This window comes from Streptomyces sp. NPDC027672 (assembly GCF_055566335.1).
Genome location: NZ_JBVHSO010000001.1, coordinates 765,419 through 777,961 on the forward strand (window position 1 = coordinate 765,419; position 12,543 = coordinate 777,961).

The 12,543-nt window shown below is 66.5% G+C and carries 23 protein-coding genes; all 23 read right to left on the reverse strand.

Going from position 1 to position 12,543, the window contains the following annotated elements; translation table 11 throughout:
• Positions 1-124: 124 nt before the first annotated feature.
• The gene (locus ACZ4SV_RS03385) at positions 125-1,147 is read right to left on the reverse strand and encodes a DNA-directed RNA polymerase subunit alpha (protein WP_003966937.1); all 1,023 of its coding nucleotides are present in this window, start codon (positions 1,145-1,147) and stop codon (positions 125-127) included.
• A gap of 145 nt (positions 1,148-1,292) precedes the next feature.
• Positions 1,293-1,697 carry a 30S ribosomal protein S11 gene (rpsK, locus tag ACZ4SV_RS03390; protein ID WP_003956432.1) on the reverse strand — a complete coding sequence of 135 codons (405 nt, stop codon included), beginning with the start codon at positions 1,695-1,697 and terminating at the stop codon, positions 1,293-1,295.
• Between the two features lie 65 nt (positions 1,698-1,762).
• Entirely contained in the window at positions 1,763-2,143 is a 381-nt protein-coding gene (gene rpsM / locus ACZ4SV_RS03395; RefSeq protein WP_067240336.1) for a 30S ribosomal protein S13, read from the reverse strand.
• A gap of 192 nt (positions 2,144-2,335) precedes the next feature.
• Positions 2,336-2,449, reverse strand: a complete 114-nt coding sequence (gene rpmJ, locus ACZ4SV_RS03400; RefSeq protein WP_003998809.1) for a 50S ribosomal protein L36 — start codon at positions 2,447-2,449, stop codon at positions 2,336-2,338.
• A gap of 60 nt (positions 2,450-2,509) precedes the next feature.
• The gene (infA, locus tag ACZ4SV_RS03405) at positions 2,510-2,731 is read right to left on the reverse strand and encodes a translation initiation factor IF-1 (protein ID WP_003948620.1); all 222 of its coding nucleotides are present in this window, start codon (positions 2,729-2,731) and stop codon (positions 2,510-2,512) included.
• A 151-nt stretch (positions 2,732-2,882) separates the two neighbouring features.
• On the reverse strand, positions 2,883-3,719 hold the full coding sequence (map, locus tag ACZ4SV_RS03410) for a type I methionyl aminopeptidase (protein WP_365873979.1): 837 nt from the start codon (positions 3,717-3,719) through the stop codon (positions 2,883-2,885).
• Between the two features lie 100 nt (positions 3,720-3,819).
• Positions 3,820-4,482 carry an adenylate kinase gene (locus ACZ4SV_RS03415; RefSeq protein ID WP_365873977.1) on the reverse strand — a complete coding sequence of 221 codons (663 nt, stop codon included), beginning with the start codon at positions 4,480-4,482 and terminating at the stop codon, positions 3,820-3,822.
• Positions 4,482-5,795 (reverse strand): preprotein translocase subunit SecY, encoded by a 1,314-nt coding sequence (gene secY / locus ACZ4SV_RS03420; RefSeq protein ID WP_365873975.1) that lies wholly within the window; start codon positions 5,793-5,795, stop codon positions 4,482-4,484. The genes ACZ4SV_RS03415 and secY overlap by 1 nt, the downstream gene beginning before the upstream one ends.
• Positions 5,796-5,984: 189 nt before the next feature.
• Complete coding sequence (gene rplO / locus ACZ4SV_RS03425; RefSeq protein WP_301972792.1) at positions 5,985-6,440, reverse strand: 50S ribosomal protein L15; 456 nt, start codon at positions 6,438-6,440, stop codon at positions 5,985-5,987.
• Positions 6,441-6,442: 2 nt separating this feature from the next.
• A complete protein-coding gene (rpmD, locus tag ACZ4SV_RS03430; protein WP_003998814.1) occupies positions 6,443-6,625 on the reverse strand; it encodes a 50S ribosomal protein L30 in 183 nt (60 codons plus the stop codon).
• A gap of 2 nt (positions 6,626-6,627) precedes the next feature.
• The gene (gene rpsE, locus ACZ4SV_RS03435) at positions 6,628-7,233 is read right to left on the reverse strand and encodes a 30S ribosomal protein S5 (RefSeq protein WP_324936594.1); all 606 of its coding nucleotides are present in this window, start codon (positions 7,231-7,233) and stop codon (positions 6,628-6,630) included.
• 36 nt (positions 7,234-7,269) lie between these two features.
• On the reverse strand, positions 7,270-7,653 hold the full coding sequence (gene rplR, locus ACZ4SV_RS03440; RefSeq protein ID WP_365873971.1) for a 50S ribosomal protein L18: 384 nt from the start codon (positions 7,651-7,653) through the stop codon (positions 7,270-7,272).
• Between the two features lie 3 nt (positions 7,654-7,656).
• Positions 7,657-8,196: a 50S ribosomal protein L6 gene (rplF, locus tag ACZ4SV_RS03445; protein ID WP_397938279.1), complete on the reverse strand. Its 540-nt coding sequence runs from the start codon at positions 8,194-8,196 to the stop codon at positions 7,657-7,659.
• Between the two features lie 24 nt (positions 8,197-8,220).
• On the reverse strand, positions 8,221-8,619 hold the full coding sequence (rpsH, locus tag ACZ4SV_RS03450) for a 30S ribosomal protein S8 (RefSeq protein WP_014674378.1): 399 nt from the start codon (positions 8,617-8,619) through the stop codon (positions 8,221-8,223).
• Between the two features lie 244 nt (positions 8,620-8,863).
• Positions 8,864-9,049: a type Z 30S ribosomal protein S14 gene (locus ACZ4SV_RS03455; RefSeq protein WP_003948630.1), complete on the reverse strand. Its 186-nt coding sequence runs from the start codon at positions 9,047-9,049 to the stop codon at positions 8,864-8,866.
• A 5-nt stretch (positions 9,050-9,054) separates the two neighbouring features.
• The gene (rplE, locus tag ACZ4SV_RS03460; protein ID WP_030345436.1) at positions 9,055-9,612 is read right to left on the reverse strand and encodes a 50S ribosomal protein L5; all 558 of its coding nucleotides are present in this window, start codon (positions 9,610-9,612) and stop codon (positions 9,055-9,057) included.
• Positions 9,612-9,935 (reverse strand): 50S ribosomal protein L24, encoded by a 324-nt coding sequence (gene rplX, locus ACZ4SV_RS03465; RefSeq protein WP_365873966.1) that lies wholly within the window; start codon positions 9,933-9,935, stop codon positions 9,612-9,614. Before rplX ends, rplE begins: the two co-directional genes overlap by 1 nt.
• A gap of 2 nt (positions 9,936-9,937) precedes the next feature.
• Entirely contained in the window at positions 9,938-10,306 is a 369-nt protein-coding gene (gene rplN / locus ACZ4SV_RS03470; protein WP_003998823.1) for a 50S ribosomal protein L14, read from the reverse strand.
• 96 nt (positions 10,307-10,402) lie between these two features.
• Positions 10,403-10,687, reverse strand: coding sequence for a 30S ribosomal protein S17 (gene rpsQ / locus ACZ4SV_RS03475; protein WP_365873964.1), 285 nt, complete (start codon positions 10,685-10,687; stop codon positions 10,403-10,405).
• Complete coding sequence (rpmC, locus tag ACZ4SV_RS03480) at positions 10,684-10,908, reverse strand: 50S ribosomal protein L29 (RefSeq protein ID WP_007494763.1); 225 nt, start codon at positions 10,906-10,908, stop codon at positions 10,684-10,686. The genes rpsQ and rpmC overlap by 4 nt, the downstream gene beginning before the upstream one ends.
• Positions 10,908-11,327 (reverse strand): 50S ribosomal protein L16, encoded by a 420-nt coding sequence (gene rplP / locus ACZ4SV_RS03485; protein WP_009190136.1) that lies wholly within the window; start codon positions 11,325-11,327, stop codon positions 10,908-10,910. The genes rpmC and rplP overlap by 1 nt, the downstream gene beginning before the upstream one ends.
• Before the next feature lie 5 nt (positions 11,328-11,332).
• Positions 11,333-12,160, reverse strand: coding sequence for a 30S ribosomal protein S3 (gene rpsC / locus ACZ4SV_RS03490; protein ID WP_030839666.1), 828 nt, complete (start codon positions 12,158-12,160; stop codon positions 11,333-11,335).
• Positions 12,160-12,507: a 50S ribosomal protein L22 gene (gene rplV, locus ACZ4SV_RS03495; protein ID WP_044571671.1), complete on the reverse strand. Its 348-nt coding sequence runs from the start codon at positions 12,505-12,507 to the stop codon at positions 12,160-12,162. The genes rpsC and rplV overlap by 1 nt, the downstream gene beginning before the upstream one ends.
• Between the last annotated feature and the right edge of the window lie 36 nt (positions 12,508-12,543).

The following is a 12,543-nucleotide window of genomic DNA, read 5'->3' on the forward strand; positions in this document are numbered from 1 at the left end:
TTTCTCCTGTGTGTCTGCCCCGGCCGTATCAGGTACCGGAGTCAGTATCCGAGCAGACGGTTGTCTGTCGGAGATCCGGGAGCGGCCCGCGGGGGTCGCTCCCGGAAAACGCTCGGGGAGAGCCTCAGTACTGCTCGGTCTCCACGAACCCGGCGTCCGCGTCGTCGTCGGCGCCGAAGGCGTCCGCGGCGGCGGTCGGGTCGAATCCGGGCGGGCTGTCCTTCAGGGCCAGGCCCATGCCGGCCAGCTTCGCCTTGACCTCGTCGATGGACTTCGCACCGAAGTTGCGGATGTCCAGCAGGTCGGCCTCGGAGCGGGCGACCAGCTCGCCCACGGAGTGGATGCCCTCACGCTTGAGGCAGTTGTAGGAGCGGACGGTGAGTTCCAGCTCCTCGATCGGCAGCGCGAGGTCGGCGGCGAGCGCGGCGTCCGTCGGGGACGGACCCATGTCGATGCCCTCGGCGTCGATGTTCAGCTCGCGGGCGAGACCGAACAGCTCGACCAGCGTCTTGCCCGCGGAGGCCATGGCGTCACGCGGACGCATCGCCTGCTTGGTCTCGACGTCGACGATCAGCTTGTCGAAGTCGGTGCGCTGCTCGACACGCGTGGCCTCGACCTTGTAGGTGACCTTGAGAACCGGCGAGTAGATGGAGTCGACCGGGATACGGCCGATCTCCTGGCCCACCTGCTTGTTCTGCACGGCGGAGACGTAACCGCGACCGCGCTCGACGGTCAGCTCCATCTCCAGCTTGCCCTTGCCGTTGAGCGTGGCGAGGACGAGGTCGGGGTTGTGCACCTCGACACCGGCCGGCGGCGCGATGTCGGCGGCGGTGACCAGACCCGGGCCCTGCTTGCGCAGGTACATCACGACCGGCTCGTCGTGCTCCGAGGAGACGACCAGCTGCTTGATGTTCAGGATCAGGTCGGTGACGTCCTCCTTGACGCCCGGCACGGTGGTGAACTCGTGCAGCACGCCGTCGATCCGGATGCTGGTGACGGCGGCACCGGGGATCGAGGACAGGAGGGTACGGCGCAGGGAGTTGCCGAGGGTGTAGCCGAAGCCCGGCTCCAGCGGCTCGATCACGAACCGGGAGCGGAATTCGTCGACGACCTCTTCGGTCAACGAGGGACGCTGAGCGATCAGCATGTGTGGATCAGATCCTTCTTTCGTGGACGCCCGCTATTTGACGCCCGACGGAAACCGCACCCGGTGAAGAGCGCGGGTACTGCAAGGGTACGGGCGGCACGACCCGAAAGAGCCGTACCGCCCGGGACCACAGACAGCCGGAGCCTCAGACGCGGCGGCGCTTCGGCGGACGGCAGCCGTTGTGCGGGGTCGGGGTGACGTCCTGGATGGAGCCGACCTCGAGACCCGTGGCCTGGAGGGAGCGGATCGCGGTCTCGCGACCGGAGCCCGGGCCCTTCACGAACACGTCGACCTTGCGCATGCCGTGCTCCTGCGCGCGACGGGCGGCCGACTCGGCGGCCATCTGCGCGGCGAACGGCGTGGACTTCCGGGAGCCCTTGAAGCCGACGTGGCCGGCGGAGGCCCAGGAGATCACGTTGCCGGACGGGTCCGTGATCGAGACGATCGTGTTGTTGAACGTGCTCTTGATGTGCGCGTGGCCGTGAGCGACGTTCTTCTTTTCCTTGCGGCGCACCTTCTTGGCAGCGCCCTGACGACCCTTGGGGGGCATCTATTAACTCCTACGGGAGGTGGTCGGTCCTACAGCGAAGACCGTGGACAGGTGTCCGCTGCGGACTACTTCTTGCCCGGCTTCTTCTTGCCGGCGATGGCGCGACGCGGGCCCTTGCGGGTACGGGCGTTGGTGCTGGTGCGCTGACCGCGGACGGGCAGACCGCGACGGTGACGGAGACCCTGGTAGGTACCGATCTCGACCTTGCGGCGGATGTCGGCCTGGATCTCGCGACGGAGGTCACCCTCGGTCTTGATGTTGTTGTCGACGTACTCGCGGATCGCGACGAGCTGCTCTTCCGTCAGGTCGCGAACGCGGGTGTTCGGGTCGACGCCGGTCGCAGCCAGCGTCTCCTTGGAGAGGGTCCGGCCGATGCCGAACACGTAGGTGAGCGCGATCTCCACGCGCTTTTCGCGCGGGATGTCGACACCGGAAACGCGTGCCATTCAATGGCTCCTGGTGAATCTTCGGAGGTCTTCCACAGAACCGGCTCCCGGCCGCCGTACTAGGTACGAACCGGGTCCCCGGCCTCCGAACCGGGGGTGTCGAGCTGGACCGCTCGGGTTCTGCGTATGAACATATTCAGCTCGCGTCGCGCGAAACTCTGCGATAGCGGTGCAGAGGGTGCTGGTCGTGCGTCAGCCCTGGCGCTGCTTGTGGCGCGGGTTCTCGCAGATGACCATGACCCGGCCGTGACGGCGGATCACCCTGCACTTGTCGCAGATCTTCTTGACGCTCGGCTTGACCTTCATGGGGTGAGGTTCTCCGGGTCAGTGCCAGCGCTCCGGGCGGGCCCGGGGCTCGGGCAAGATCTACTTGTACCGGTAGACGATCCGGCCACGCGTCAGGTCGTACGGAGACAGCTCCACCACGACCCGGTCGTCAGGGAGGATGCGGATGTAGTGCATACGCATCTTGCCGCTGATGTGTGCCAGGACCTGGTGGCCGTTCTGGAGCTCGACCTTGAACATGGCGTTCGGCAGAGACTCGACGACAGTGCCCTCGATCTCGATGGCACCTTGCTTCTTGGCCACGCTTCGCCCTTCGAATCGACTACCTTGATCGACTCTGGCGTGCACCGTTTGTGAGCATGCAGGCATGCGGGTGCACAAGAGCCGACGAGTCAGTCTACGTCGGCGCACCCGGAAAGGCGAATCGAGGAAGTCTGCCCCAACGGGGTGATCCCTATGCGAGCGGGTCCGGAGCGGCCGTGACGCCGTACTCGGCCAGCTTGGCCCGGCCGCCGTCGGGAGCCGTCAGGACCAGCGGGCCCTGCTCGGTCAGGGCGACGGAGTGCTCCCAGTGCGAGGACCAGGTGCCGTCGGTCGTGATGACCGTCCAGTCGTCGGAGAGGACCTCGGTCTTCGGGGTGCCGAGCGAGACCATCGGCTCGATCGCCAGGCAGAAGCCGGGCACCAGCTTGGGGCCCTTGCCGCGGCGGCGGTCGACGTAGTTCAGCAGGTGCGGGTCCATGTGCATCTCGGTGCCGATGCCGTGGCCGCCGTAGTCCTCGATGATCCCGTACCGGCCGCCGCCCGGCTTGGGCTGGCGGCGGATGTACGTCTCGACCGCCCGGGAGATGTCGACCAGGCGGTTGCCCTGCTTCATGGCCGCGATGCCGGCCCACATCGATTCCTCGGTCACCCGGGACAGCTCGATCAGCTCCGGGGCGTGCCCGGAGCCCACGAACGCCGTGTAGGCCGCGTCGCCGTGCCAGCCGTCGACGATCGCGCCGCAGTCGACGGAGATGATGTCGCCGTCCTTGAGGACGACGTCGTCGGAGGGGATGCCGTGCACCACGACGTCGTTCACGGAGGTGCAGATGGTGGCCGGGAAGCCGCCGTAGCCGAGGAAGTTCGACTTGGCGCCGTGCTCGGCGAGCACCTTGCGGGCCACCTCGTCCAGGTCCCGGGTGGTCGCGCCGGGCACCGCGGCCTCACGCGTGGCCGCGTGGATGGCGGCTACGACCAGGCCCGCCGCCCGCATCTTCGCGATCTGCTCGGGGGTCTTGATCTGCACCATGGGGGCCTGCGCTCTCCGTCACTCACGTCGGCTGGGTGTACCTGTACAACAGTACGGCCGCGGCGCCCCGGGAGGGCACCGCGGCCGGGAGGGCCGGGAGCTACTTCTCGGCCTTCTCGCGCTTGAGGGCCTCCAGGGCCCGCTGCGTGATCTCGTCCACCGGGCCCAGGGAGGAGATCGTGACGACCAGGCCCTGCGCCTTGTAGTAGTCGATGATCGGCTCGGTCTGCGTGTGGTAGACCTCGAGCCGCTTGCGGACGGTGTCCTCGGAGTCGTCGTCGCGCTGGTACAGCTCGCCGCCGCACACGTCGCAGACGCCCTCCTGCTTCGGCGGGCTGTAGGTCACGTGGAAGACGTGCGCCGAGTCGTTGCGGCAGATGCGCCGGCCGGCGATCCGCTTGACGACCTCGTCCTCGGGGACCTCCAGGTCGAGCACGGCGTCCAGCGTGATGCGCTCCGTGCGCAGCAGCTCGTCCAGCGCGCCGGCCTGCTGCACGTTGCGCGGGAAGCCGTCCAGCAGGAAGCCCTGGGCCGCGTCCGGCTGCTCCATCCGGTCCTTGGCCATCGCGATGGTCACCTCGTCCGGGACGAGGTTTCCGGCGTCCATGTAGGACTTCGCCAGCCGGCCCAGCTCCGTCTGCCGGCTGATGTTGGCCCGGAACAGGTCTCCCGTGGAGATGTGCGGGATGGCCAGCTTCTCTGCGAGCCGGACGGCTTGCGTTCCCTTACCGGCACCCGGCGGCCCGACGAGGACGATACGCATCAGCGGAGGAACCCTTCGTAATTGCGCTGCTGGAGCTGGCTCTCGATCTGCTTCACCGTCTCGAGGCCGACACCCACGATGATGAGGATGCTGGTCCCGCCGAACGGGAAGTTCTGGCTTGCCCCGAAGCCCACCAACGCCATTGTCGGTACGAGAGCGATCAGACCCAGATACAGCGAACCCGGCCAGGTGATCCGGTTGAGCACGTAGCTCAGGTACTCAGCGGTCGGTCGGCCAGCCCGGATGCCCGGGATGAAGCCACCATACTTCTTCATGTTGTCGGCTACTTCCTCGGGGTTGAAGGAGATAGCGACGTAGAAGAACGCGAAGAAAACGATGAGCAAGAAGTACGTAGTGATGTAAATCGGGTGGTCGCCCTTGGTGAGGTTCTGCTCGATCCAGGTCTTCCAGCCCGACTTGCCTCCCGCGAACTGCGCCACGAGCGCCGGGATGTAGAGCAGCGAGGAGGCGAAGATGACCGGGATCACACCCGCCTGGTTCACCTTGAGCGGGATGTACGTGGACGTACCGCCATAGGAACGACGGCCGATCATCCGCTTGGCGTACTGCACCGGGATACGGCGCTGGGCCTGCTCGACGAAGACGACGAGCCCGACCATGACCAGGCCCACCGCGATGACCGTGCCGAACTCGATCCAGCCGCCGGCCAGCGTGCCCTGCTTCTTGATGGCCCACAGCGCGGACGGGAAGGTCGCGGCGATCGAGATGAACATCAGGATCGACATGCCGTTGCCGATGCCGCGGTCGGTGACCAGCTCGCCGAGCCACATCACGACGGCGGTGCCGGCGGTCATGCAGATGACCATGGTGATGGTCGTGAAGATCGCCTGGTCCGGGACGATGCTCGTGGCGACCGAGCAGCCGTTGAAGAGGGCGCCGCTGCGGGCGGTGGCGACCAGACCGGTGCCCTGGAGGATCGCGAGCGCCACGGTGAGGTAACGGGTGTACTGCGTGATCTTCGCCGTGCCCGCCTGGCCCTCCTTCTTCAGGGCTTCCAGGCGCGGGATGACCACGGTCAGCAGCTGAAGGATGATGCTGGCCGTGATGTACGGCATGATGCCGAGCGCGAAGACCGTGATCTGCAGCAGGGCGCCGCCACTGAACATGTTCACGAGGCCGAACAGGCCCTGGTTGCCCTGCGCCTCGGTCACACACTGCTGGACGGCCTGGTAGTTGACGCCGGGGATCGGGATGTGGGTACCGACGCGGTAGACCACGATGATGCCCAGCGTGAAGAGCAGCTTCTTGCGCAGGTCGGGCGTCCTGAACGCCCGGGCGAACGCGGTGAGCACGGTGCCTCCTGCGACCCCCGCGCAACTGCGTCAAGGGTGACGGTCTGAGGTTCGACGAATACGAAAAAGAACAGTGCAGGCCACCATACCGGCGACACTGCCCCCCTAGGAACGACCAACCGGGGATACCTCATTGTGAGGTATCCCCGGTTGGGATCGTCTACGTCATCGAGGCGTCGTCCGAAGGACTCAGACGAGCTCGGTGACCGTGCCGCCGGCAGCGGCGATCTTCTCCTTGGCGGAGCCGGAGACGGCGTCGACCGTCACCTGCAGCGCCACGGAGATCTCGCCCTGGCCGAGGACCTTGACGAGGCTGTTCTTGCGAACGGCACCCTTGGCCACCAGGCCCTCGACGGTGACCTCGCCACCCTCGGGGTAGAGCGCGGCCAGCTTGTCGAGGTTCACGACCTGGTACTCGGTCTTGAACGGGTTCTTGAAGCCCTTCAGCTTCGGGAGACGCATGTGGAGCGGCATCTGGCCACCCTCGAAGCTCTCCGGAACCTGGTAGCGGGCCTTCGTGCCCTTGGTACCACGACCGGCCGTCTTACCCTTCGACGCCTCACCACGACCGACACGGGTCTTGGCGGTCTTGGCGCCGGGGGCGGGACGGAGGTTGTGGATCTTGAGCGGGTTGTTCTCCGCCATGATCAGTCGACCTCCTCGACCGTCACGAGGTGGCGGACGGTGTGCACCATGCCGCGGAACTCGGGACGATCCTCCTTGACGACCACGGTGTTGATCCCCTTGAGACCAAGCGACCGCAGAGTGTCACGGTGGTTCTGCTTGCTGCCGATGTAGGACTTGACCTGCGTGATCTTGAGCTGCGCCATGATTACGCACCCGCCCCGGCACGCGCACGCAGCAGGGCCGCAGGAGCGACGTCCTCCAGGGGCAGACCGCGGCGGGCCGCGATCTCCTCGGGACGCTGCAGACCCTTGAGGGCCGCAACGGTCGCGTGCACGATGTTGATCGCGTTGTCGGAGCCGAGCGACTTCGACAGCACGTCGTGGATACCGGCGCACTCGAGCACGGCACGCACCGGACCACCGGCGATCACACCGGTACCCGGCGACGCCGGCTTGAGCAGCACGACACCGGCCGCCTTCTCACCCTGGATCGGGTGCGGGATGGTGCCCTGGATGCGGGGGACCTTGAAGAAGTGCTTCTTGGCCTCCTCAACGCCCTTGGCGATGGCGGCCGGCACCTCCTTGGCCTTGCCGTATCCGACACCCACGGTGCCGTCACCGTCGCCCACCACGACCAGCGCGGTGAAGCTGAAGCGACGACCACCCTTCACAACCTTGGCGACGCGGTTGATCGCGACGACGCGCTCGACGTACGCGGTCTTCTCGGCGGCAGCAGCGCCGCCGTCACGGCCCTTCCGGTCCCGCCGCTCGCCGCCACCGGCACCGCTTCCGCGGCGCTGGGGTCCAGCCATTGGATTACCTCTCTCTTTCCGCTAGCTACAAGCGGCTCAGAACTTGAGCCCGGCCTCGCGGGCGGCGTCCGCCAGGGCGGCGATGCGCCCGGCGTACTGGTTGCCACCTCGGTCGAACACGACGGCCTCGACACCGGCGGCCTTGGCACGCTCGGCGACCAGGGCGCCGACCTGCTTGGCCTGCGCGGACTTGTCGCCCTCGCCACCGCGGATCGACGCGTCCAGAGTGGACGCCGACGCCAGGGTGTGGCCCTTCAGGTCGTCGATCACCTGCGCCACGATGTGGCGGTTGGAGCGGGTCACGACCAGACGGGGGCGCTCCGCCGAACCGGACACCTTCTTGCGGATCCGGATGTGACGGCGCTTGATCGCGGCGCGCTTGTAGGCGTCGCCCTTGAGGATCTTCTGCCCGTATGCCATGGCTTACTTACCCGCCTTTCCGACCTTGCGGCGGATGACTTCGCCCTCGTACTTGACGCCCTTGGCCTTGTACGGGTCGGGCTTGCGCAGCTTGCGGATGTTGGCCGCAACCTCGCCGACCTTCTGCTTGTCGATGCCCTCGACCGAGAAACGGGTCGGGTTCTCCACCTTGAAGGTGATGCCCTCGGGGGCCTCGACGACGATCGGGTGGCTGTAACCGAGAGCGAACTCCAGGTTGGAACCCTTGGCGGTCACTCGGTAACCGACACCGCTGATCTCGAGCTTCTTCACGTAACCCTGGGTCACGCCGGTGATCATGTTCGCCACCAGCGTGCGCGAGAGGCCGTGCAGGGCCTTGCTCTGACGCTCGTCGTTCGGGCGCGTCACCTGGAGGGTGCCGTCCTCGCCCTTAGCGATGTCGATGGGCGCGGCAACGGTGTGGGTCAGCGAGCCCTTGGGGCCCTTGACCGAAACCGTCCGGCCGTCGATGGTGACGTCCACGCCGGCGGGAACCGCGATGGGGAGCTTGCCGATGCGCGACATAGCTGTTTCCTCCGTTCCCTTCTGCTACCAGACGTAGGCGAGGACTTCCCCACCCACGCCCTTCTTGCCGGCCTGCTTGTCGGTGAGGAGCCCGTGCGACGTGGAGATGATCGCCACGCCCAGGCCGCCGAGCACCTTCGGCAGGTTGGTGGACTTCGCGTACACCCGGAGACCGGGCTTGGAGATCCGCTTGATGCCCGCGATGGAGCGCTCACGGTTGGGGCCGAACTTCAGCTCCAGGACGAGGTTCTTGCCGACCTCGGCGTCCTCGACCTTCCAGCCCGTGATGAAGCCCTCCTGCTGGAGGATCTCCGCGATGTGAGACTTGATCTTGGAGTGCGGCATCGACACCGAGTCGTGGTACGCCGAGTTCGCGTTCCGCAGACGCGTCAGCATGTCTGCGATCGGATCAGTCATGGTCATGAATTGGCCTGTGGCCTTTCTCGCCGGGGTTTCCTATATGCGCCATCCCTCTCCCCGTACTTCTGCAGACGGGACGGGTGCGGCGCGGGGACCTACGGCGTAGTAAGCAATCTTTCAGCGGACGGATGTCCGCGGGCGATCCGGGGCGGCAGAGCCCAACCCCACAAGCCTAAGGCATGCGGGTGCCGGGCCCTGCCGGTCCGGTTTGCTTACCGAGAGGTCCCAGAATCCCTGTGGTCAGGGATTACCAGGAGCTCTTGGTCACGCCCGGCAGCTCGCCGCGGTGAGCCATCTCACGAAGGCACACGCGGCAGAGGCCGAACTTGCGGTAGACGGAGTGCGGACGACCGCAGCGCTGGCAGCGGGTGTAGCCACGCACACCGAACTTGGGCTTGCGAGCAGCCTTCGCGATGAGAGCCTTCTTCGCCATCTCGCTCACGCCTCCTTGAACGGGAAGCCGAGGTGACGGAGAAGGGCACGGCCCTCTTCGTCGTTGGTCGCCGTGGTCACCACGGTGATGTCCATACCCCGGACGCGGTCGATCTTGTCCTGGTCGATCTCGTGGAACATGACCTGCTCCGTGAGACCGAAGGTGTAGTTGCCACGGCCGTCGAACTGCTTCGGGGACAGGCCGCGGAAGTCGCGGATGCGCGGGAGCGCCAGCGACAGGGTGCGGTCCAGGAACTCCCACATGCGGTCGCCACGGAGCGTGACATGGGCACCGATCGGCTGACCCTCGCGCAGCTTGAACTGCGCGATGGACTTGCGGGCCTTGGTGACGGCCGGCTTCTGACCGGTGATGGTGGTCAGGTCGCGGATCGCGCCCTCGATCAGCTTCGAGTCACGGGCGGCGTCGCCGACACCCATGTTGACCACGATCTTGACGAGGCCGGGAACCTGCATGACGTTCTCGTACTTGAACTCGTCACGCAGCTTGCCCGCGATCTCCTCGCGGTACTTCTGCTTCAGGCGCGGAGTGGTGGTGGTAGCCATCAGATGTCCTCACCCGTCCGCTTGGCAACGCGGATCTTGTTGCCCTCTTCGTCGAAGCGGTAGCCGACACGCGTGACGACCTTGTTGCCGTCCTTCTCCACGACCAGCTGGACGTTGGAGACGTGGATCGGCGCCTCGGTGGTCACGATGCCGCCGGCCTGGGAGCCGCCGGCCGTCGGACCGGCCTTCGTGTGCTTCTTGACCCGGTTGACACCCTCGACCAGGACACGGTCCTCGCGCGGGTAAGCGGCAATGACCTTGCCCTGCTTGCCCTTGTCCTTGCCGGTGATGACCTGGACCAGGTCGCCCTTCTTGATCTTCATGCTTACAGCACCTCCGGCGCGAGCGAGATGATCTTCATGAACTTCTTCTCGCGCAGCTCCCGGCCCACCGGGCCGAAGATGCGGGTGCCGCGAGGGTCGCCGTCGTTCTTCAGAATGACGGCGGCGTTCTCGTCGAAGCGGATGTACGAGCCGTCCGGACGGCGGCGCTCCTTGACGGTGCGAACGATGACCGCCTTGACGACGTCACCCTTCTTCACGTTGCCACCGGGGATCGCGTCCTTGACGGTGGCGACGATGACGTCACCGATGCCCGCGTAGCGGCGACCGGAGCCACCGAGCACACGGATGCAAAGGATTTCCTTCGCACCAGTGTTGTCGGCGACACGCAGTCGCGACTCCTGCTGGATCACGTCTATCTCCTGATCGTCTGCCGGTTCCCCGGGGGCCGCCTCTCAGCGGCCCCCGGAGCCTGGCGGAACTGACCTGCGGGGTCTGCCCCGCAGGAATTACTTGGCCTTCTCGAGGATCTCTACGACGCGCCAGCGCTTCGTCGAGGACAGCGGCCGGGTCTCCATGAGGAGGACACGGTCGCCGACACCCGCGGCGTTCTGCTCGTCGTGCGCCTTGAGCTTGTTCGTACGGCGGATGACCTTGCCGTACAGCGCGTGCTTGACACGGTCCTCGACGGCGACGACGACGGTCTTGTCCATCTTGTCGCTGACGACCAGACCCTCGCGGGTCTTGCGGAAGCCGCGCGCTTCCTTGTTCTCAGTCACGTTGCTCTCGCTCATGCGTTCTCCACCGTTTCGATGCCCAGCTCACGCTCGCGCATCAGGGTGTAGATCCGCGCGATGTCCTTACGGACGGCCTTCAGCCGACCGTGGTTTTCGAGCTGACCCGTGGCCGCCTGGAAGCGGAGGTTGAACAGCTCTTCCTTGGCCTCGCGGAGCTTCGCCAGAAGCTCCTCGTTGCCCAGCTCGCGCAGCTCGGACGCCTTGGTACCGGCCGACATCACGCTTCACCTGCCTCGCGCTTGACGATCCGGCACTTCATCGGCAGCTTGTGGGCCGCACGAGTCAGCGCCTCACGGGCGATCTTCTCGTTGGGGTACGACAGCTCGAACATCACACGTCCGGGCTTGACGTTGGCGATCCACCACTCCGGCGAACCCTTACCGGAACCCATGCGGGTCTCGGCCGGCTTCTTGGTGAGGGGACGGTCCGGGTAGATGTTGATCCAGACCTTGCCGCCACGCTTGATGTGACGGGTCATCGCGATACGAGCCGCCTCGATCTGGCGGTTCGTGACGTAGGCCGGGGTCAGCGCCTGGATGCCGTACTCGCCGAACGCAACCTGCGTTCCACCCTTGGACATACCGTTGCGCTTCGGGTGGTGCTGCTTGCGGTGCTTGACCCTACGGGGGATCAGCATGACGGTCAGGCCTCCGTTCCGGTGCTCTCAGCCGGAGCGGCGGCGGGAGCCTCGGCCTTGGGGGCCTCGGCGCCGGCAGCCTGCTGCGGCTTGCGACCGCGCCCGCCACGCTCGCCGCCACGGCCACCACGGGCCGGGCGGTCGGCGCCACCACGGGCCGGGCGGTTACCCGCACGGGCCGCAGCGTTCTCGGCGCGGACCTCGGCGATGTTCTTGACGTCGCCCTTGTAGATCCAGACCTTCACACCGATGCGGCCGAAGGTCGTCTTGGCCTCGAAGAAGCCGTAGTCCACGTTCGCACGGAGCGTGTGCAGGGGCACACGGCCCTCGCGGTAGAACTCCGAGCGGGACATCTCGGCGCCGCCGAGGCGGCCACCGCACTGGATCTTGATGCCCTTGGCGCCGGCCTTCATGGCGGACTGCATGCTCTTGCGCATGGCCCGACGGAAGGAGACGCGGGAGGAGAGCTGCTCGGCGACGGCCTGGGCCACGAGCTGAGCGTCCGTCTCCGGGTTCTTGACCTCGAGGATGTTCAGCTGGACCTGCTTGCCGGTCAGCTTCTCCAGGTCACCGCGGATGCGGTCGGCCTCGGCGCCGCGGCGGCCGATGACGATGCCCGGGCGGGCGGTGTGGATGTCCACCCGCACGCGGTCACGGGTGCGCTCGATCTCGACCTTGGAGATGCCGGCGCGCTCCATGCCGGACGTCATCATCCGACGGATGGCGACGTCTTCCTTGACGTAGTCCTTGTACAGCTTGTCGGCGTACCACCGCGACTTGAAGTCGGTCGTGACACCGAGCCGGAACCCGTGCGGGTTTACCTTCTGGCCCATTACCGGGTTCCTTCCTTGCTGCTGACGACCACGGTGATGTGGCTGGTCCGCTTGCGGATCCGGTAGGCACGGCCCTGGGCACGCGGCCGGAACCGCTTCAGGGTCGGGCCCTCGTCGACGTAGGCCTCGGAAATGACGAGGCTGTCGGCGTCGGTGTGGTCGTAGTTGTGCGCGGCGTTGGCGATGGCGCTGTCGAGCACCTTGCCCACCGGCACCGAGGCGGCCTGCGGAGCGAATCGCAGGACGGCCTGGGCCTCCGTGGCGTTCATGCCACGGATGAGGTCCACCACGCGGCGGGCCTTCATGGGCGTGACGCGGATGTACCGCGCCTGGGCCCTGGCTTCCATGGTTGTCCCTTCAGTTACTTACGTGTCTGAATGCGA